Here is a 20,904-nt window from a genome sequence, read left to right as displayed (position 1 = left end):
TCACAATTGATTTACACGCTTTTTATTTTGATTCGATTGCTTTTACAAGGCGGATCAGCCAATACAAGAAAATCCATGGCAATATATAAGTTGTTGCTATATGTACTAGACGAGGGAAGAATCCAAATGTATTAAAGTTGAAAATAGGAAGCAGTAAATAATTAATGGCTATGATTAATATAATCACAAGGAACGTATAGTTGAGTTTATTAGTTGATTTCATCATAATCACCCCTTTTTGTAATTTGATACATTTTATGTAAATTGTATCAAATGTATGAAAGGAAAAGAACAAGTAATTATTATAACTATTATGCAAAATTTGATATAATGAAAGAACGAACGTTCTGGTTAGGGAGTGAGTACTATGCGAGAAATGTATCCGAAAAATGGTCGTGTTATTTTGCATGTAGATATGAATTGTTTTTTCGCATCTGTTGAAATTGCTCATGACCCATCATTACAAGGGAAGCCGTTAGCAGTTGCTGGAAATGAAAAAGAAAGAAAAGGAATTATTATAACATGTAGTTATGAGGCAAGAGACTATGGAATACGTACAACGATGCCTCTTTGGGAAGCAAAAAGGTTATGCCCGCAATTAGTTGTAATGCGTCCTAATTTTACATTATATCGTGAAGCTTCATTTCAAATGTTTCAAATTCTTTCACGTTTTACGGAAAAAATACAACCAGTCTCTATAGATGAGGGGTATTTAGATATTACAGATTGCTACGCACTCGGTTCACCTCTTGAAATAGCAAAGATGATTCAGCAGGCGTTATTAACAGAGTTACAGCTTCCGTGTAGCATCGGAATTGCTCCTAACCTTTTCCTAGCAAAAACAGCTTCTGATATGAAAAAGCCTCTCGGTATTACCGTGCTTCGAAAACGAGATATTCCAGGAATGATTTGGCCACTTCCAGTTGAAGCAATGCATGGAATTGGAGAAAAAACAGCTGAAAAATTAAATGATATTCATATACAAACAATTGAGCAGTTAGCAAAAGGAAACGAACATATCATTCGCGCTAAAATTGGAAAGCATGGCGTTGATTTACAAAGGCGGGCAAAAGGTATGGATGATAGGGAAGTTGACCCGAGTCAAATGGGACAACATAAAAGTGTCGGTAATTCGATGACTTTTTCAAAGGATATGGATGAAGAGAAAGAATTACTTGATATGTTAGAACGGCTATCAAAATCAGTGAGTAAAAGATTACAAAAGCGAACTCTTGTCAGCTATAATATTCAAATTATGATTAAATATCATGATAGGCGGACAGTAACACGGAGTAAGCAATTGAAAAATGCGATTTGGGAAGAACGAGATATTTTTCAGGCAGCATCTCGTTTATGGAAGCAACATTGGGACGGTGATTCTGTTCGTTTACTAGGTGTTACAGCCACTGAAATAGAGTGGAAGACAGAATCGGTGAAACAATTAGATTTGTTTTCATTTGAAGAAGATGCGAAAGAAGAGCCGCTACTTGCTGTCATCGATCAAATTAATGATAAGTATGGAATGCCGATTTTACAACGAGGTAGTCAATTATTACGTAAGCAAGAAAAGTCTTTTCAGCAAAAATTAGAAAATAAGTTTATGTAGAAGGTGTCATGAAGCTGTAAATATCATGACACCTTTTATTTTTACAATTAACTATGAAATTTTTTACTATAAAGTTTTTATAGAAAATAAATTGTTTCTTTTGCACTACAAGCAAAAGAATTATTTAATAAATCAAGTGAAAGGATAAATTTAGATGAGTTTGATCAAAGTATGTATACAAATTTTTTGACGGAATATGACGATTTGCTAAATAAGTATAAATAAAAAAAGCACTGTAACCAGTGCTTTTTATTATAGATTATGAGATTGTAGCATTTTCAAAAATAACAATTTCTGAACTGTTTGTTGTTGAAACGCGTTGTGCGTAATATGTTAAAGCTGAAGAAATATATGTTGGTAATGAATCATTTGTATGTGTTGTTGTATATTCATGGATTAATTCTTTCAAAGTCGTCCATTCTAATTGTGCTGGGTGATCAGAAACGAAAGAACTTACCCAGCGATCAAATGAAGATGAAAAATCAGTTTGTAAACGAAATGCTTCTTTCATAATAAAACGCTCCCTTAAAATGTAGTATAATCATTTTAACATAAAACACGAACGATTACTAAGTTTTTTGAGTATAACGTTCGTGATATATAGTTGTCTAGATGATTGGTTATGTAAATTCGATTTGCCATTTGAAATAACATTCCGTAAGATGAAAGGTAGATTATATAAAGAGCTGGAGGAAAGAAAGTGGAATTTGTATTTTTAGGAACTGGTGCAGGTGTTCCTTCGAAAGGAAGGAACGTTTCGGCAATTGCTTTGCAATTGTTAGAAGAACGAGGACAGACTTGGTTATTTGATTGTGGCGAGGCGACGCAACATCAAATATTACATACATCAGTACGCCCACGCCGCATTGAAAAAATATTTATTACGCATTTACATGGTGATCATATTTTTGGCTTGCCTGGTTTATTAGGAAGCCGTTCATTTCAAGGAGGGACTACACCTTTAACAGTGTATGGACCAAAAGGAATTAAACAATTTATTGAAGTGGCATTATCAGTAAGTACGACACATGTAAAATACCCACTTGAAATTGTGGAGATAATAGAAGAAGGTACTGTATTTGAAGATAATGAATTTCACGTGGAAACGAAAAGATTGTCACATGGTATTGAATGTTTTGGGTATCGTATTGTAGAGAAAGATATACAAGGTGCTCTTTTAGTCGATAAATTACTGGAGATGGGTGTGAAACCTGGCCCGCTCTTTAAACGTTTAAAAGATGGAGAAGTAGTTGAATTAGAAAATGGTACGATACTAAATGGAAAAGACTTTATTGGTCCACCTCAAAAGGGAAGAATTATTACCATTTTAGGTGATACAAGATATTGTGAAGCGAGTAGAGAGCTGGCACAAGACGCTGACGTACTTGTTCATGAAGCCACTTTTGCAGCAGAGGATGAACAACAAGCATATGATTATTTTCATTCTACATCTAAGCAAGCTGCGAGTATTGCACTTCAGGCAAATGCAAAACGATTAATATTGACTCATATTAGTTCTCGTTATCAAGGAGATACATATAAGGAATTATGGAAAGAGGCAAGAGAGCTATTTTCTAATACAGAAATAGCTACGGATTTGAAATCATTTCCAGTAGATAGATAATAATGGTGTGAAAAAATGGTGACGAAAGGTTGCCATTTTTTTATTTCTAAAAAAATTTAAAATAAAACTGTTATCATTTTATGTTTATATTGGATGAAACAGAAAGTTTTAATGATGTGAAGAAATAGGATAAAAATACATAGTACCGATTGTTTAGAGAAACTGTTATATAAGTCAGACGACATACGAGTGGTACAAATAGCAAAAACGGATCGTTATTCAGAACTTTTAAAATTTATTAAAAGTAAGCGTTTTATTAAAAACAAGATATAATGAGGGCAGATTATAATTTATTGTAGGCTACATGCGTTTTAGCCATTTGTCGTAACAAGTGGAGTTGACTAAATCGTGAGAGGGAAACATGAGAATTATAAATAAGAAGGATATTACTATTATTTGTACTAAGTCTTTTTTCATTTTTTAGCTTTAAAGCACTAAAAGGTATGAAAGCAATGGGAGTTTCACTTGTTTATGCTATGCTTGTAAGGGGTTCTGTGTTAAACTTTGGATTGCTACAAGACTTTATTGTGGATTAGCTTATATGATTAGTAAATGAAGGTAATGCTAAGTTTCTTATTTATTATGATAATTGGTATTATTTCAGGATATATTGTTTCACTGTTATTCAAAAACTATCCAATTCGTATAGCGGAACAAATTCGTCGTACAACTGGAAAAGCAACCGATTCGGTAGCTTAATAGAATAGTAAAAAATTTTTGCACAGAGGTTTAGGGGGAGTTATGATGAAGTATCGCTCAGTATTTGATATTATTGGTCCAGTTATGATTGGTCCATCAAGTTCACATACAGCAGGCGCAGCAAGAATGGGGCAAGTTGCTCGCCAGCTGTTTCGTCATGAACCAGAAAGAGTAAGCATTTCATTATATGGATCATTTGCAAAGACGTATCGTGGGCATGGTACAGATGTAGCGTTAATAGGTGGGATATTAGGGTTTGAAACAGATGACTTACGTATTCCAAAAGCGCTAGACATAGCAAAAGAGCGCAAAATCGAAGTAGAATTTATTGAAGAAGATGCAAATGCACCTCACCCAAATACAGCGAGAATTCGTTTGTATAAAGGTGAAGAAGAAATTGAAGTTGTTGCTTGCTCAATTGGTGGCGGTAAAATTGAAGTTGTAGAATTAAACGGATTCGATCTTCAATTAACAGGCACGAGTCCAGCACTACTTATTGTAAATAACGATCGCTTCGGTGCTATTGCAGCAGTAGCTTCAATCCTTGCGAAACATGAAATTAACATTAGTACAATGAGTGTTTCTCGTAAAGAAAAAGGAAGAAGAGCGCTTATGGTTATCGAAACAGATGAATTATTAGCAGATGAAGTGATTGAAGAAATAAACGCGCAACAAAATATTTGTCAAGTAACTATTATGGAATAATTGCAGGGGGGACACACCATGTTTCGGAACGCAGCGGAACTAGTGGCGCAAGCTAAAGAACAAAATGTAAAAATCGCAGAAATTATGATTCAATGTGAAATGAAAACAAGAAGTATTTCACGTGAAGAAGTAATTGCTGGTATGGAAAAGAACTTAGTCGTGATGGAGCAAGCAGTAGAACGTGGTATTCGCGGAGTGAAATCACCAACTGGTTTAACTGGCGGAGATGCTGTAAAAGTTCAGGCGTATATGAATAGCGGAAAAGGCTTATCTGGAGATACGATTTTGGACGCGGTGAGTAAAGCTGTTGCAACAAATGAAGTAAACGCAGCGATGGGAATTATTTGTGCAACACCAACAGCAGGGTCTGCTGGAACAGTGCCAGGTGTACTGTTTGCACTGCAAGAAAAATTACAGCCGACACGCGAAGAGATGATCGAATTTTTATTTACAGCAGGAGCTTTCGGTATGGTTGTTGCGAATAATGCTTGTATTTCCGGCGCGGCAGGAGGTTGCCAAGCTGAAGTAGGTTCAGCAAGTGGAATGGCAGCAGCAGCAGCAGTTGAGATGGCTGGTGGAACACAAGATCAAGCAGCTACAGCGATGGCGATTTCATTAAAGAATATGCTTGGTTTAGTATGTGATCCTGTTGCAGGGCTTGTAGAAGTACCTTGTGTAAAACGTAATGCAGCAGGAGCTGCGAATGCGATGATTTCAGCTGATTTAGCATTAGCTGGCGTAACGAGTACAATTCCATGTGATGAAGTGATTGAGGCGATGTTTAGAATCGGACAAACGATGCCAGTAGCACTTCGTGAAACAGCTGAAGGTGGACTTGCAGCAACACCAACTGGTCGCCGTCTGCAAGAAGAGATTTTTGGGAAGACTAATAACTAAACAATATATGTTAATAAAAAAATGGAGCTCAAGTAAGATTGAGCTCCATTTTTATTTTTCTTTTGTTAGTTGTTCTAATGTTTTCCCAAGATTATGTGATCGTTGTGTAGCCTGTGTAATACAAGAAATAAGTGCTTGTTGAAATTTATGTTCTTGTAATACTTCAATGCCTGCTTCGGTCGTTCCGCCAGGAGAAGTAATTTCCTTTCGCAAAACAGAAGGGTGTTTTTCACTTGCTTTTAGCATTTCAGCAGCACCAATCATCGTCTGAAGAATAAGTGACTTTGCAACATCTTCTTTTAAACCAATTGTTTTTGCGGCTTCTTCCATCGCTTCCACTACGTAATAAATATAAGCAGGCCCACTTCCAGATAATGCAGTGACAGCATGCATATCTTCTTCCTCTACAACAGAGACGAGACCGATCGTTTCAAATAAAGCTATGGCAGTCTGAATATGTTCCGCTGTTGCATGTTTTGAAGGCGAGATAGCAGTAGCTGATTTTAAAATAGCTGCAGATGTATTTGGCATCGCACGAATAATCGGAACATCTTTTTGAAGTAGGTTTCTAATCGAGTGAGTAGAAACACCTGCTAATAAGGAAATAATAAGCAGGTTATTATGTATATCTTCTTTAAAAGGAGTAAGCGCTTCTGCAACATCCTTTGGTTTCATTGCTAGAAAAAGAATAGTTGTATCAGTAAGTAGCTCTTTTTTATTATGCGTACCTTTTACGCCATATTTTTTATGTAGCTCCTGCAATCTTGTCTCGTTAGAACGATTACTTACGGTAATTTGTTCGCCTTTCACAACATTTGCATGTAACAAGCCACCAATAATAGCTTCAGCAATAGAGCCTGCACCGAGAAAGGAAATGTTTTGAATAGACATGATGTTCCTCCTTTAAATTTGGTTAGAAATTCTTATAAATGTACATACATTCGTTTTTTTACAGGAAACACCTCTTTTTATCTGAAAATAATGACAAATATATATAGAAGTTGTAAACTGAAGAAGTATTCATTTTTGAACCGGAAAGAGACAGGGGGGCTAAGCATGACGGCGATTCACCGAATGGAGATTCCTGTGCCATTTGCAGTTGAAACTGTGAATGTGTTTTTAGTTGAGGGGGAGACATTAACATTAATTGATACAGGGACGAATACAGAAGAGGCAAGAAGTGCTTTAGAAAGGCAATTAGGTACATTAGGATATGCGATAGAAGATATTAAAACGGTAGTCATTACGCATCATCATGCGGATCATTGTGGGCTTTTAAATATATTTTCTGAGAAAACGAACATTATTGGACATCCTTGGAATGAGCCTTGGATCACGCAAAATCCAGAATTTTTAAAGTGGTATCATGAGTTTTTTAGAGAGACAGCTTTGCAATTTGGTGTTCCAGCGGCATTTTTGAAAGACGAGGCGTTATTGACGACGAAGACACTTAAATATTCTTGTAATAGATCGTTAACGCATACTGTGAGAGAGGGAGATCGTATTGATTCTTTACCTGGGTTTACAGTAATCGAAACACCAGGTCATGCTTCCACTCATATTTCATTATATAGAGAATCTGATGGAATATTAATTGGCGGGGATGCTCTCATTAGCCATATTTCTTCGAATCCCATATTAGAACCACCATATGAAGGACAAACAGAAAGGGCGCGCCCGTTATTACAATATAATCAAACATTAAAGCGTTTAAGTGAAATGAATATTTCGCGCATTTTATCAGGACATGGAGAAGATGTTCTAAATGTGAAACAACTTATTGAAACGAGATTACAAAAGCAAGAAACACGTGCGTTTAAAGTGCTTGAGTTATTAAAGGAAAAACCAATGACAGCATTTGAAGTATGTGTAAAACTATTTCCGGTATTATATAAGGAGCAATTGCCGCTTACTATTTCAGAAACTGTTGGACAATTAGACTTTTTAGCATATAATCAACAAGTGATGATTGATGAATCTTCGCAACAATTGATTTATTATGCAAAGTAGGTGACAGCAATGACGGGACGTTTACAAGATAAAGTAATCGTCATTACAGGTGCTTCTAGTGGAATTGGAGAGCAAGTTGCAATGCAAGTTGCAGAGCAGGGGGCGACTCCAGTATTAATGGCTAGAACAGAAGAGAAATTAAAAGTGTTAGCAGAGAAAATTAAAGAAACTTATAATACGCCTTGCTATTATTATGTATTAGATGTAAGTGAAGAGATAGAAGTACAATCTGTTTTTTCAAAGGTATTACAAGAAGTGGGACGTATTGATATATTAGTAAACAATGCGGGATTTGGTATTTTTAAAACATTTGAAGATGCGTCAATGGATGAAGTGAAAGATATGTTCCAAGTAAATGTATTTGGATTAGTAGCTTGTACGAAAGCGGTACTACCCTATATGGTGAAAAGGAACGAAGGACATATTATTAATATTGCTTCACTTGCTGGGAAAATTGCAACTCCAAAATCGAGTGCGTATGCAGCGACGAAACATGCAGTATTAGGATTTACGAATAGTTTACGCATGGAGTTGTCTAGTACAAATATTTTCGTAACAGCGATTAATCCAGGTCCGATAGATACAAACTTTTTTGAAATAGCGGATCAATCCGGTACATATGTGAAAAATATGGGACGGTACATGTTAAAACCAACATATGTAGCAGAGCAGATCGTAAAATCGATGCAAACGAAAAAGCGTGAAGTAAACTTACCGAAGTGGATGGGCATTGGTCCGAAACTTTATGCACTATTCCCAGGTTTATTTGAGCGTGTTGCAGGTAAATCATTAAATAAAAAATAGGAGATTTCCATATGGAAATCTCCTATTTTTTATTTTCCAGTCACATAATCGTAAACGATATCCTCAACTGCCTCGTATACATCAATTTCAGTATTTGAATGAATTATCGTTTGAGTATGTTTAATAAGCATTTCCTGATCCTCATTTGACATAGGATTACATTGATATTGCTGAAAACTTTTTATAATCATTTTCTCAATTAATTTCTCATTCATGTTTTCCCCCGCCTGTATGTATACATGTATTGTTTTACCCGGCATTAACGGGCAGTAAAACCCCACCTTAAAATTCGGCTAGAGCAAAGAACTTAGGTGGGAGATCGACTGCCCCTAAACGCCCGATTGGTGTGGGCTAATAATCAGGGAGGATGAACAAAACCCCACTGATTATAGTTTCACTTTATTGTACTTGAAGTGAAATGAAAAAACTACTATACACTATTTGTGTATAAAAATTCTATTGTGTATATTGTTTTTCTAGTAAAATTAAGTTTTTTAAGTTTGTAAAATTTATAAATATTTAATTGACTCTATAAATATACAATATTATAATCATACTTAATTTAAAGAATTGATATGAGGAGGAGCATATGAAAGTCGCGATTATTGGAGCAACTGGGTATGGAGGTATTGAGTTAATTCGGTTATTAGAGCAACATCCATATTTTTCGATAGCATCTCTTCATTCTTTTTCGCAAGTTGGCGAGTGTATAACAAATGTATATCCGCATTTTCAAAATGTTCTTGTTCATACGTTACAAGAAATTGATGCGGAAGAAATAGTGAAAGAAGCAGAAATTGTATTTTTGGCAACCCCAGCAGGAGTATCAGCAGAGCTAACTCCAAAATTATTAGCAGTAGGTTTAAAAGTAATTGACCTATCTGGAGACTTTCGTATGAAAGATCCTTTCATATATGAACAGTGGTATAAAAGGACAGCTGCAAAAGAAGCAGTTCTTAGTAAAGCTGTATATGGGTTAAGTGAATGGAAAAGGTCCGAGATTCAAAATGCAAATTTAATTGCAAACCCAGGATGCTTTGCTACAGCTGCATTATTAGCGGTATTGCCGTTAGTTCGTAGCGACATAATTGAAGAAGATTCCATTATTATTGATGCGAAATCAGGAGTATCTGGAGCAGGCAAAACGCCAACGACAATGACTCACTTTCCTGAGTTATACGATAACCTGCGTATTTATAAAGTAAATGAGCATCAACATGTTCCTGAGATTGAGCAAATGCTCGCGGAGTGGAATAGGGAAACGAAGCCAATCACGTTTAGTACACATTTAATACCGATATCACGGGGAATTATGGTTACACTTTATGCGAAAGTAAAACGAGAAATGGAAATAGGGAAACTTCAAAAGTTATATGAAGAAACGTATGAACAATCGCCTTTCATTCGAATTCGTACGCAAGGAGAGTTTCCAAGTCCGAAAGAAGTGAGGGGCTCAAATTATTGTGATATGGGGATAGCTTACGATGAAAGAACCGGAAGAGTGACAGTCGTTTCTGTTATAGACAATATGATGAAAGGTGCGGCTGGGCAAGCGATTCAAAATGCAAATATAGTAGCGGGACTAGAAGAAACAACAGGTTTACAGCATATGCCGCTTTATTTATAAGGGGGACATGATGATTAAAGTAGAGTCTATTACAAAATTAGATAATGGTTCAATTGTAACGCCAAAAGGCTTTTCGGCAGTCGGTACTGCAAATGGTTTGAAAAAAGACAAAAAGGATTTAGGTGTAATCATTTGTGAAGTGCCAGCATCATGTGCTGCCGTTTATACAACGAATCAAATACAAGCAGCTCCCCTGCAAGTAACGAAAGACAGTATAACAGCTGAGGGGAAATTGCAGGCAATTATCGTCAATAGTGGAAATGCAAATGCTTGTACAGGAATGAAAGGGTTACAAGATGCTTACGAGATGCGTGCATTAGGAGCGAAACATTTTGGAGTGAAAGAAAATTACGTTGCAGTAGCTTCAACAGGTGTAATTGGTGTCCCTTTACCGATGGATATAATCCGAAAGGGAATTGCAACTCTTATCCCGACGAAGGAAGAAAGTGAAGCTCATTCTTTTTCTGAAGCAATCTTAACGACGGATCTTATAACGAAAGAAACTTGCTATGGAATGATGATTGATGGGAAGAAAGTGACGATTGCTGGTGTTGCGAAAGGTTCAGGGATGATTCATCCAAATATGGCGACGATGCTAAGTTTTATTACGACAGACGCTTATATAGAGCATGACGTATTACAAACAGCATTATCACAAATAACGAATCGTACATTTAATCAAATTACGGTAGATGGAGATACTTCTACGAATGATATGGTCATCGTTATGGCAAGTGGATTATCAGAAACGAAACCAATCAATATGGAACATGCAGATTGGGAAACTTTCGTATTTGCTTTACAGAAGGTATGTGAAGATTTAGCGAAAAAAATCGCACAAGATGGTGAGGGCGCTACGAAGTTAATAGAAGTAAATGTGTTAGGAGCTCGAACGAATGAAGAGGCAAAGAAAATTGCAAAGCAAATAGTCGGTTCGAGTCTTGTGAAAACAGCAATACATGGTGAAGATCCAAACTGGGGGCGAATTATTAGCAGTATTGGACAAAGTGAAGTCACGATTAATCCAAATACAATTGATATTACTCTTCAATCTATTACGGTGCTGAAAAATAGTGAACCTCAAATGTTTTCTGAAAAGAACATGAAATTATGATTGATGTGTATTTACATTTAGGAGAAGAGACAGGATCAGCTTGGGGCTGTGACTTAAGCTATGAATATGTGAAAATAAACGCTTGTTATCGTACATAAGGAGAGGGAAGATGAGCGATTATATTGTAGTGAAATGCGGCGGTAGTATGTTGGATCAATTAAATGATGTGTTTTTTGATTGCATAAAGAAATTGCAACAGAAGTATAAAGTAGTGATTGTCCATGGTGGTGGCCCAGAAATTGATGCGCAATTAAGAGGTTGTAACATCAAAGTAGAAAAAAGAGATGGGTTACGAGTAACACCAAAAGAAGTTATGGATATTGTTCAAATGGTGCTATGCGGAAGTACGAATAAAAAATTTGTAATGAAGTTGCAAAGGCATAATTTACTTGCGGTAGGTTGTTCAGGGTGTGACGGCAATTTACTTCAAGTTCAACCTGTCAGCGAAGAAATAGGATATGTGGGAGAAGTAAGTTATGTCGAAACAACCTTACTAAAAGGATTGATAAATTTGAATTATATTCCTGTTATTGCTCCGGTCGGGATACATGATAATGAGATTTATAACATAAATGCGGATACAGCTGCAGCTGGAATTGCGGCCGCATTATCCGCAAAAGAACTCATTTTTATTACGGATGTAGATGGGATATTACATGAAGGGAAATTAGTAAAGAAAACGGATGAATCGGAAATTACTACTTTAATAGAAAAAGGAGTTATTACAGGCGGGATGATTCCGAAAGTACAGGCGGCACTAACGTCATTAAAAATGGGAGTGCAAAAGATAAGTATTGTGAACGGTACAAAAGATTTTACTGAAGTTACGGGCGAGTGTATCGGAACGACGGTAACGAAAGGAGTAAGTATCGTATGACAAGTCATCTTTTTCAAACGTATGGGAGAAGAAATATTGAGCTTGTAAAGGGAAGTGGAACGGAAGTTATTGATGAAAATGGTAAGCAATATTTAGATTTCACATCAGGAATTGGCGTATGTAATTTAGGCCATTGTCATCCTAAGGTTATGAAAGCTGTCCAAGAGCAACTTCATGATATATGGCATATATCTAACCTGTTTACAAACAGCTTACAAGAAGAAGTAGCGTCATTATTAACAGAAAATACAGCGTTAGATTCTGTTTTTTTCTGTAATAGCGGGGCAGAGGCGAATGAAGCTGCTTTGAAGCTAGCTCGTAAGCATACTGGAAAATCTCTCGTCATAACATGTCAGCAGTCTTTTCATGGTAGAACATTCGGAACGATGAGTGCGACGGGGCAAAATAAAGTGAAAGAAGGATTTGGTCCGCTCCTTCCGTCTTTTTTACATACCCCGTTTAACGATATAAAGGCATTAGAGGAAGTAATGAATGAAGAAGTAGCGGCGGTAATGGTAGAAGTTGTTCAAGGAGAGGGAGGAGTCATTCCTGCTGATTTATCTTTTTTGAAAGCAATTGAAACATTATGTAATAAGTTCGGTTCCTTATTTATTATAGACGAAGTACAAACAGGGATTGGAAGAACAGGGACATTATTTGCTTACGAACAAATGGGAATAGATCCTCATATCGTTACTGCCGCTAAGGCGCTTGGAAATGGCATTCCCGTTGGAGCGATGATTGGCCGGAAGGAACTTGGAACATCGTTTACTGCAGGATCACATGGTTCAACGTTTGGTGGGAATTATATTGCAATGGCTGCAGCGAAAGAAGTATTGCAAGTAAGTAAGAAACCATCGTTTTTAAAAGAAGTAAAGGAAAAGAGCGAATACGTATTAGAGAAGTTGCGAGAGGAATTACGACATGTTGAATGTATTCAAAATATACGTGGTAAGGGGCTTATGATTGGGATTGAGTGTAAGCATGAAGTTGCAAGTTGTATAGAACAACTAGAGAAAGAAGGACTTCTCGTATTACAAGCAGGACCTAATGTGATTAGACTATTACCACCACTTATTGTAACGAATGAAGAGTTAGAACAGGCAGTATATATGATAAAAAAAGTAGTTTGTACAAAAAACGTATCAATCATATAAGGGGGAAATTCTATGTCAACTGTACAAGTACCGAAATTAAATACGAAAGATTTTTTAACATTAGAAGAACTGACACAAGAAGAAATCATTTCTTTAATTGAGTTCGCTATCTATTTAAAAAAGAATAAGCAAGAGCCTTTATTACAAGGAAAAATATTAGGGCTTATCTTTGATAAACATTCGACTCGTACTCGCGTATCTTTTGAAGCAGGAATGGTACAGCTCGGAGGACATGGTATGTTTTTAAGTGGGAAAGAGATGCAAATTGGAAGAGGGGAGAGCGTTTCAGATACTGCGAAAGTATTATCTCATTATATTGATGGGATCATGATACGTACATTCTCACATGCCGATGTAGAAGAGCTTGCAAAAGAATCGAGCATACCTGTAATTAATGGTTTAACGGACGATCATCATCCTTGTCAAGCACTGGCGGATCTAATGACAATATATGAAGAAATAAATACATTTAAAGGAATAAAATTGGCTTATGTAGGTGATGGAAATAACGTATGTCATTCATTGTTGCTAGCAAGTGCGAAAGTTGGAATGCATATGACTGTTGCAACGCCTGTAGGATATGAACCAAATGAGGAAATTGTAAAAAAAGCGTTAACGATTGCTGAAGAAACAGGAGCGAAAATTGAAATTTTGCATAACCCTGAACTAGCGGTGAGTGAAGCAGATTTCATTTATACTGACGTTTGGATGAGCATGGGGCAAGAGGGAGAAGAAGAGAAATATACTTTATTTCAACCTTACCAAATCAATAAAGAACTTGTTATGCATGCGAAGCAAACATATCGTTTCTTACACTGTTTACCTGCCCATCGTGAAGAGGAAGTAACAGGAGAAATTATAGATGGACCACAGTCTATCGTCTTTGAGCAAGCGGGTAATCGATTGCATGCGCAAAAAGCATTATTAGTAAGTTTATTTAAAAATGTAGAAGAGCTTTCTTAAATGAAGTGCACCTCAATTGTTAGATACGAATAACAATTGGGGTGTTTTTTATGGTTAAATTCTTTTTAGAAGAGAAAGTAAATACAATAAAAAGATATTACTTTGAGTATATACTGAATGTACTTAATTATATGGGTAGAGGGGGGATATCTATTAGAGAAACAGCTACTAAATTTTTTGTATAACCTTTTGTGCCTAGTTTACTAAGAAGACTCTTTACTTCACATACACATAGGCTTCATTTGCTGTTAAGCAGGCTTTATGTTGTATAAAGATTTTTGGATGTTCTAAAATTTCTGTATTTGCATTTTTTTCTTTTTATCTCATAATTTTAATTGGGAGAGGGAGGAAAAAAATGGTTCAAATTAAAGTTACACCTGAAATGCTAGAAGAAGTTGCGAATCGTGCAAGCAATACCCGAATCGCATTAGAATCTATACATAATAATTTATGTAATGAAATAGATCAATTGTGTTTTCAGTGGATTGGTGCCTCTAATCAACAGTTCATTCAAATGTTCAATGATGCGAGACTAAAAGCTTTTACATCTATTCATTCACTTGTAAAAGTAGAAGAAGATTTGAAACGAATTGCTGAAAAATTCCGCAATACAGATAATCAAGATGTTACAATGGAACAAGGAGCGATGTGTGGACCACTATCATCAGAAAAAGAGGATTTTGATGGTGAAAAACTTGCTAGGGATATAGTAGGTGAAATAAGTGGTGAGTATGATATTCGTCGTGCTTGGGATGGGATTGATCCATCTACTGGCGAAAAACTATCTACTTTGGATAGAGTATTTGCTGGAGGAATGGCAGTAGCAGGGATTACACCCTTTGGGAAGATAGCTAAAGTAGGCAAAGGAGTTAAAATGACTGCTAAGGCTACTGAGGCTGTGAATAAAGCTAAAAAAGTACCTGTGGAGAAAGTCAATGGAGTTAAGGGGGCCGGTAAAGCTGGGGGACCTGTAGAGGTCAAAGCACCTCCTGGAGCGACAGATGAACAGATAGCGCAAGTTAAGGCTTATGTTGAGGGATCTAATAAAGCCTTAGAAGCTGGTGCTTTATCACCAACAGGAAGGGTATCAACTAAAGGTAAATTAAGACAAGAAGCTTCACGTGCGGCAAGGCTAGAAGGTAAGCGAGCTGCTGATAATGGAGAAGCATACAAGGGACATGTTGGTCATGTTCCTGATACAACTTGGATGGGGAAACCGGAGCCTCATAGTTGGTTAGACCTTGATCCAAAAGTTAATATGAGCATAGGTGGACAGGCTAATAAATATCCAATTGGTTATAAACCTACAAAATTTAAGTTTGTAGAGGAGGAGTAGATGATGAATAATTGGAAAGATAAGATAGCTACAATGATTTTAGTGAAGCAGGAGCTAATGAAACAAGATGTAGAAAAAATATGGCCACACCATTTTCCAGAGGTGGGAGCAAATGAAAAATCTATTCGCATTATTGAACAAGAATTGGGATATAAGCTTGATTTAATGTATCGAGAATTTCTTCAATATGCCAATGGTTGGGCAGGCTTTTATCAAACGGTGGATTTATTTGGTACGGAGCAATTAAAGGAATCATCTATAATGGATTATGCTCAGGTATTATTAGAAGCTATAGATGATGTTGTTTTAGAAGAAAGCGGTGTTTTAAGACAGGAGCTATTACCAATAGCAGTTTCTGAATTTGATAGGGATTTATTTGTTTTATGTTTACCTAATTCTTCTAGACCAGGAGAGATAATTTGGTTTGCGGGTGAAGAAATAGATAGATTTGAGAATTTTGACGAGTACTTTTTAGCAATGATCGACTATAATAGAGAAGAGATATTAGCTTTAAAGGGGTAGTTTATGCAATCGTGTTTTTTAAGTGTATGTTAATGTGCGGCTATAAAAACATAAATACTAATACGGCTAAAGCAAAATATATTTGAAGTGAACAGAAAAGAAAATGAATATTAATCGTCAAGATATACAAGTTTTAAGGTTACGATAAAATCTAGAGCAATTTAAAAACAATATGAACTGAAAGTACTTGATTGTCGATTAAAGGCAACAAGTGCTTTTTTCGTCTTGATATAAAAATAAATGAAATGGGACAAACATTAGGAGAATAAATAAGAACAAAGCTGCTCAATTTGAACTGCACCGCAATTGTTAGACACGAATAACAATTTGAGGTGCACTTTTTATATTGAAATGTCATATGTATATTTAGTTAACCATTTCGATATCCTTTATAATAAAAGAGAAAGTGAAATTTGTTTTTCAGAGTATGTAAGGGCATACTACATATAAAAATATAGTTAAAGAGATGATGAGAGTGAAAACACCTAAGAAAACATATTCGTTTTTCCAGCGGATGTGGAGAATATTAAAGTTTCAATATTATAAGTTACTTCGATCGCCAGAAGGAGCAAAGAAAGTATCATTAGGCTTTGCGATAGGTTTTGGTTTAGAGATGCTGGTCCTATATACGGCATCGCTCGTATATGTAATATTTTATCCGATCGTTCGATTGGCAAAGGGATCTTTTCCTGCGGCGGTTATTGGCAATATTATTGGGAAAATATCATTTTTACCAGTATTTTTATTTCCATTTGCATATGCGTTAGGAAAAATGATTTATCCATTTCATGTGAAAAAGATACATCATGAACCATTTACGATCTCTGACTTGTTTTCAAGCCATATTTTCACAATGTTAAAGAGCTTGTTACAGAGTGAAGTGTATGTATTAATTGGTATGACGATAATAGGAGTTGTGTTTGGGGTAATTTCATATTTTGTTGTGCATTATTTATATGAAAAGAACCGTAAGCTACGTTTGAAGAACAGAAAGAAACGAGTGAGAGAACCACTCGTGCAAATATAAAGAGTGTCACATTCATTTTCTCCTTGGAATATGTTTAAGAAAAAGGAGGAGAGAATGAATGTATTATTATTACGTACCGCAAGTATATCCATATGTAAATTATTATCCGGTAAATGATATGAGGCAGCAATTTGGAGTGTATCAGCAGCAGCAATTACCACAAATACCACAACAACAGCCTACGCAAGAACAAAAACCATATTTAACGACATGGCCATATTCAAATGTATACTATGGTAATTATTACGAATCATAAAGCTGCTTCTATGTAGAAGCAGCTTTATGCGTTTGTTTTCAAAATTAAATTTTGAATGGTTTGAAGAGAGTGAATGAGCTTTTCGCGCTCTTCCTCAGATAATGTTTGGAAATTTTCTTTTAATTTGTCTAAAATGAATTGTTGATACTGATTTACTAACAATTTCCCTTCAGCTGTTAGGGAAATTAAAATGACCCGTCGATCTTTTTCGCTATAATGACGCTCTATTAGTTCTTCTTGAATCAGTTTGTTTAATAGAGGTGTCATGTTAGGCCGTGAAATCGCTAGCCGCTTGCCGATTTCGGAAACTGCTAATGTACCATTTTCATGCAGAAGTAGCAATACTTGTGTATGTGATGGCGGCATATGTCTTTGAGAAGAAAATTCTCCAGGAAGCATAAATTTGCGATAAAAAAGAGGCACTAGCGAAAGAAGATGATCAACAATACGTTCCCACTCGCGTGATTCCATATAAAGGCCCCCTTCCACTATCATTGTAACAAAAAAGACATGTTATAAAAATAGAATTGTTTCATGGAAATTTTAATATTTGTAGGCCAACACTTTTTTTGTAAATGAATCGGCAATAATCGCGTAGCCATTATCATTTGGATGCACTTGGTCAAAGAGTAAATCTTTTTTATCATTTGATATTAATTTACGAATTGGTAAAACGATAGATGGTTGATTTGCTTTTGAAATGGAATAAACGGATTCATTCCATCCATCTAAAAACATATCTGCATAACTGGCGATGGAGTCATCGAGTTGTAACGGATTATAGAGTTCTGAGAGAATGAGTAAAGCGTTCGGATTTTGATCTCGAACTGTCTTTACAATATTTTTTATATCCGCTTCAAAATGAGCTTTTTCTTTATTTAACATTTTAATACCATCTATAACACCGACATCACGATTTAAACGGAATAAATTATTTCCTCCAATATTAATTGTAATGATATTTGCTGCTCTAATTTTTTGTTTTACATCTTCTGATTGCACTTTTTTAGCGAGACGATCTGTTGTAAGACCGTTTATCCCAAGGTTTTCTACTGTAATTGGCTTATGAATTTGTGCTTCTATTTGTCTAGAAGCTAATTCAGCAAATCCCCCTTGTGTCGATCCATATCCTTTGGCGAGTGAATCACCTAGTACGAGATGATAAAAGGAATCGTTTGTTTGCTTATCAATCCAACTTGGAGTAGATGTTTTTTCTGTGTTTTCTTCGGGTTCATTTTGTTTTGTCTCATCGTTCTTTTCAAAATAAGAATAAGAAATGATTAGAAGGAGGAGACAAACAATTGTTAAGATGACTTTTTTCATATATTCATCCTCCTTGTAATTGGTAATTGTATCATATTCAGCAGTATTAACAATGTAAGGGCATATTATATGTTTATGAAAAGTTTACAACAACTTTACAGAAAATTTGTAGAAGTATGTCAAAAAATATTGACGATATGAAAGTACATTATATATGATAATGTCAGATAAGGTGAAATTTTAATGAGTAGGGCTTTATTTCCCACTAATTAAAGTTTCACTAATCAGGCGTTTAAGGGGACTACTCATTAGCGCAGGATGAAATGAAAATCTTGTCTCTAATAGAAGAAAAAAGGTATGTGGTTAGAGGCAAATAGAAGTTTATTTCATTATTTTTGGTAATTGTATAAGGGGGATTTTTTGTGAAAAAGTCAAAAAAAATGCTAGCTGGAGCAACTCTTGCTATAGGTGTAATAGCGCCGCAAGTATTGCCAGCAACAGCTCATGCGGATGAGAACAATGGGGAGAGTACGGTTAAGTTACGAATTCTAGAAACATCAGATATTCACGTTAACTTAATGAATTACGATTATTATCAAACGAAAACAGATAATAAAGTAGGTCTCGTGCAAACGGCAACACTTGTTAATAAAGCACGTGAAGAAGCGAAGAACTCTGTCCTATTTGATGATGGGGATGCATTGCAAGGGACACCACTTGGAGATTATGTAGCGAATAAAATAAATGATCCGAAGAAGCCTGTGGATCCTAGTTATACACATCCATTATATCGTTTAATGAATTTAATGAAGTATGACGTCATCTCTCTTGGGAATCATGAATTTAACTACGGTTTAGACTATTTAAACAAAGTAATTAGTAAAACAGAGTTCCCGGTTATTAACTCCAACGTCTATAAAGATGATAAAGATACTAATGAAGAGAACGACCAAAATTACTTTAAACCATATCATGTTTTTGAAAAAGAAGTAGAAGATGAATCAGGACAAAAACAAAAAGTGAAAATTGGCGTAATGGGATTTGTTCCACCTCAAGTTATGAACTGGGATAAAGCAAATTTAGAAGGAAAAGTGAAAGCGAAAGATATAGTTGAAACAGCGAAGAAAATGGTGCCAAAAATGAAAGCAGAAGGTGCAGATGTTATCGTTGCACTAGCGCATTCGGGCGTTGATAAGAGTGGATACAACGTTGGCATGGAAAACGCTTCGTATTATTTAACAGAAGTTCCTGGTGTAGATGCAGTATTAATGGGACATTCACATACTGAAGTGAAGGATGTATTTAATGGTGTTCCAGTTGTAATGCCTGGTGTCTTTGGAAGTAACTTAGGTATTATTGATATGCAATTGAAAAAGGTAAACGGAAAATGGGAAATACAAAAAGAGCAATCGAAGCCGCAACTTCGTCCGATTGCTGATAGTAAAGGGAACCCATTAGTACAATCTGATCAAGAATTAGTTAATGAAATTAAAGATGATCATCAAGCGACAATTGATTATGTGAATACAGCTGTAGGAAAAACGACAGCGCCAATTAATAGTTATTTCTCATTAGTACAAGATGATCCTTCTGTACAACTTGTGACAAATGCACAAAAATGGTATGTAGAAAAGTTATTTGCTGAAAATGGACAGTATAGCAAATATAAAGGAATTCCAGTTTTATCTGCAGGCGCACCATTTAAAGCAGGTGGCCGAAACGGTGCTACATATTATACGGATATTCCAGCTGGAACGTTAGCGATTAAAAACGTTGCAGATTTATACGTATATCCAAATACGTTATATGCTGTAAAAGTAAATGGGGCACAAGTGAAAGAATGGCTTGAAATGTCTGCAGGTCAGTTTAACCAAATTGATCCAAAGAAAACAGAAGAACAGCCGTTAGTAAATATAAGCTATCCTACATATAACTTCGATATTTTAGATGGCTTAAAATACGAAATTGATGTAACACAACCAACGAAATACGATAAAGATGGAAAAGTTGTAAATGCAAATACGAATCGTATTATAAATATGACATATGAAGGTAAGCCAGTAGCTGACAATCAAGAGTTCATCGTCGCTACAAATAACTATCGCGGAAGTAGCCAAACGTTCCCAGGTGTAAGTAAAGGCGAAGTTGTATACCAATCACAAGATGAAACACGTCAAATCATTGTGAAGTATATGCAAGAAACACCAGTTATTAATCCAGCAGCAGATAAAAATTGGACGTTTAAACCGATTGTTGCAGATAAATTACATACAACATTCGATTCTTCACCAAATGCACAGAAGTATATAAAGAAAGATGGGAAAATATCATATGTTGGACCATCTGAAAATGAATTTGCTAAATATGCAATTGATATAACGAAGAAGAACGATGATGATAAGGAAACTGGTGGAGAG

The 20,904-nt window shown here is 35.8% G+C and carries 22 protein-coding genes and 2 pseudogenes; 18 read left to right on the top strand and 6 right to left on the bottom strand.

From position 1 onward, the window contains the following. Window positions 1–22: 22 nt before the first annotated feature. The gene (locus tag GFJ36_RS21525; RefSeq protein WP_046956380.1) at window positions 23–223 is read right to left on the bottom strand and encodes a hypothetical protein; all 201 of its coding nucleotides are present in this window, start codon (window positions 221–223) and stop codon (window positions 23–25) included. A gap of 144 nt (window positions 224–367) precedes the next feature. Here GFJ36_RS21525 and GFJ36_RS21520 point away from each other — a divergent pair, with 144 nt between their 5' ends. Next, a complete protein-coding gene (locus GFJ36_RS21520; protein ID WP_097889625.1) occupies window positions 368–1,606 on the top strand; it encodes a DNA polymerase IV in 1,239 nt (412 codons plus the stop codon). A 90-nt stretch (window positions 1,607–1,696) separates the two neighbouring features. Beyond that, window positions 1,697–1,831: pseudogene (locus tag GFJ36_RS21515) on the top strand (DNA polymerase IV); the annotation flags it as partial. Window positions 1,832–1,865: 34 nt separating this feature from the next. Here GFJ36_RS21515 and GFJ36_RS21510 read toward each other — a convergent pair. Continuing rightward, window positions 1,866–2,117, bottom strand: coding sequence for a DUF3932 family protein (locus tag GFJ36_RS21510; protein ID WP_000656495.1), 252 nt, complete (start codon window positions 2,115–2,117; stop codon window positions 1,866–1,868). A gap of 189 nt (window positions 2,118–2,306) precedes the next feature. Here GFJ36_RS21510 and rnz point away from each other — a divergent pair, with 189 nt between their 5' ends. The 4 genes from rnz (at window position 2,307) to sdaAA (ending at window position 5,531) form a co-directional block, all read left to right on the top strand. After that, a complete protein-coding gene (rnz, locus tag GFJ36_RS21505; protein ID WP_088064377.1) occupies window positions 2,307–3,230 on the top strand; it encodes a ribonuclease Z in 924 nt (307 codons plus the stop codon). Between the two features lie 552 nt (window positions 3,231–3,782). After that, window positions 3,783–3,929 carry a hypothetical protein gene (locus GFJ36_RS29860; protein ID WP_179194447.1) on the top strand — a complete coding sequence of 49 codons (147 nt, stop codon included), beginning with the start codon at window positions 3,783–3,785 and terminating at the stop codon, window positions 3,927–3,929. A 45-nt stretch (window positions 3,930–3,974) separates the two neighbouring features. Continuing rightward, window positions 3,975–4,634, top strand: coding sequence for an L-serine ammonia-lyase, iron-sulfur-dependent subunit beta (gene sdaAB / locus GFJ36_RS21495; protein ID WP_097889626.1), 660 nt, complete (start codon window positions 3,975–3,977; stop codon window positions 4,632–4,634). Window positions 4,635–4,652: 18 nt separating this feature from the next. Then, a complete protein-coding gene (sdaAA, locus tag GFJ36_RS21490; RefSeq protein ID WP_000489470.1) occupies window positions 4,653–5,531 on the top strand; it encodes an L-serine ammonia-lyase, iron-sulfur-dependent, subunit alpha in 879 nt (292 codons plus the stop codon). A gap of 51 nt (window positions 5,532–5,582) precedes the next feature. On the opposite strand, the gene proI is transcribed toward sdaAA, so the two are convergent. Then, window positions 5,583–6,422: a pyrroline-5-carboxylate reductase ProI gene (gene proI / locus GFJ36_RS21485; RefSeq protein ID WP_000027261.1), complete on the bottom strand. Its 840-nt coding sequence runs from the start codon at window positions 6,420–6,422 to the stop codon at window positions 5,583–5,585. A 165-nt stretch (window positions 6,423–6,587) separates the two neighbouring features. Between proI and GFJ36_RS21480 the strand changes: the two genes are divergently transcribed. After that, window positions 6,588–7,541, top strand: coding sequence for an MBL fold metallo-hydrolase (locus GFJ36_RS21480; RefSeq protein ID WP_064474854.1), 954 nt, complete (start codon window positions 6,588–6,590; stop codon window positions 7,539–7,541). A 9-nt stretch (window positions 7,542–7,550) separates the two neighbouring features. Further along, window positions 7,551–8,345 (top strand): SDR family NAD(P)-dependent oxidoreductase, encoded by a 795-nt coding sequence (locus GFJ36_RS21475; protein WP_097857878.1) that lies wholly within the window; start codon window positions 7,551–7,553, stop codon window positions 8,343–8,345. A 29-nt stretch (window positions 8,346–8,374) separates the two neighbouring features. On the opposite strand, the gene GFJ36_RS21470 is transcribed toward GFJ36_RS21475, so the two are convergent. After that, window positions 8,375–8,560: a YqzH family protein gene (locus GFJ36_RS21470; protein ID WP_097889701.1), complete on the bottom strand. Its 186-nt coding sequence runs from the start codon at window positions 8,558–8,560 to the stop codon at window positions 8,375–8,377. 374 nt (window positions 8,561–8,934) lie between these two features. Between GFJ36_RS21470 and argC the strand changes: the two genes are divergently transcribed. From argC to GFJ36_RS21425, 9 genes and pseudogenes are all read left to right on the top strand, one after another. Next, the gene (argC, locus tag GFJ36_RS21465) at window positions 8,935–9,972 is read left to right on the top strand and encodes an N-acetyl-gamma-glutamyl-phosphate reductase (protein WP_088064375.1); all 1,038 of its coding nucleotides are present in this window, start codon (window positions 8,935–8,937) and stop codon (window positions 9,970–9,972) included. 10 nt (window positions 9,973–9,982) lie between these two features. Further along, window positions 9,983–11,184: pseudogene (gene argJ, locus GFJ36_RS21460) on the top strand (bifunctional glutamate N-acetyltransferase/amino-acid acetyltransferase ArgJ). An 11-nt stretch (window positions 11,185–11,195) separates the two neighbouring features. Beyond that, entirely contained in the window at window positions 11,196–11,963 is a 768-nt protein-coding gene (gene argB / locus GFJ36_RS21455; RefSeq protein WP_097889628.1) for an acetylglutamate kinase, read from the top strand. After that, window positions 11,960–13,120 carry an acetylornithine transaminase gene (locus GFJ36_RS21450; RefSeq protein WP_073516430.1) on the top strand — a complete coding sequence of 387 codons (1,161 nt, stop codon included), beginning with the start codon at window positions 11,960–11,962 and terminating at the stop codon, window positions 13,118–13,120. Before argB ends, GFJ36_RS21450 begins: the two co-directional genes overlap by 4 nt. Before the next feature lie 12 nt (window positions 13,121–13,132). Further along, entirely contained in the window at window positions 13,133–14,083 is a 951-nt protein-coding gene (gene argF, locus GFJ36_RS21445; RefSeq protein WP_088608125.1) for an ornithine carbamoyltransferase, read from the top strand. A 355-nt stretch (window positions 14,084–14,438) separates the two neighbouring features. Beyond that, a complete protein-coding gene (locus GFJ36_RS29855) occupies window positions 14,439–15,419 on the top strand; it encodes a WXG100 family type VII secretion target (protein WP_097889629.1) in 981 nt (326 codons plus the stop codon). A gap of 3 nt (window positions 15,420–15,422) precedes the next feature. After that, window positions 15,423–15,941, top strand: a complete 519-nt coding sequence (locus GFJ36_RS21435) for an SMI1/KNR4 family protein (RefSeq protein WP_088064500.1) — start codon at window positions 15,423–15,425, stop codon at window positions 15,939–15,941. A 466-nt stretch (window positions 15,942–16,407) separates the two neighbouring features. After that, complete coding sequence (locus GFJ36_RS21430) at window positions 16,408–16,968, top strand: DUF2062 domain-containing protein (RefSeq protein WP_088064369.1); 561 nt, start codon at window positions 16,408–16,410, stop codon at window positions 16,966–16,968. Between the two features lie 58 nt (window positions 16,969–17,026). Beyond that, on the top strand, window positions 17,027–17,224 hold the full coding sequence (locus tag GFJ36_RS21425) for a hypothetical protein (protein WP_060488332.1): 198 nt from the start codon (window positions 17,027–17,029) through the stop codon (window positions 17,222–17,224). A gap of 24 nt (window positions 17,225–17,248) precedes the next feature. Here GFJ36_RS21425 and GFJ36_RS21420 read toward each other — a convergent pair whose 3' ends face one another. Both GFJ36_RS21420 and GFJ36_RS21415 read right to left on the bottom strand, forming a co-directional pair. After that, window positions 17,249–17,695, bottom strand: a complete 447-nt coding sequence (locus GFJ36_RS21420; RefSeq protein ID WP_000445817.1) for a MarR family winged helix-turn-helix transcriptional regulator — start codon at window positions 17,693–17,695, stop codon at window positions 17,249–17,251. A gap of 72 nt (window positions 17,696–17,767) precedes the next feature. Next, window positions 17,768–18,547 (bottom strand): GDSL-type esterase/lipase family protein, encoded by a 780-nt coding sequence (locus tag GFJ36_RS21415; RefSeq protein WP_087985149.1) that lies wholly within the window; start codon window positions 18,545–18,547, stop codon window positions 17,768–17,770. A gap of 362 nt (window positions 18,548–18,909) precedes the next feature. Here GFJ36_RS21415 and cpdB point away from each other — a divergent pair. Further along, a partial coding sequence (gene cpdB / locus GFJ36_RS21410; protein ID WP_242016028.1) for a bifunctional 2',3'-cyclic-nucleotide 2'-phosphodiesterase/3'-nucleotidase occupies window positions 18,910–20,904 on the top strand: 1,995 nt, incomplete at its 3' end.

The sequence above is a fragment of the Bacillus sp. EE-W1 genome, from assembly GCF_009760835.1.
Taxonomy (GTDB): Bacteria; Bacillota; Bacilli; order Bacillales; family Bacillaceae_G; genus Bacillus_A; species Bacillus_A wiedmannii.
The sequence above is the reverse complement of the archived record's forward strand: the minus strand, read 5'-3'. Positions and strand labels throughout refer to the sequence as shown.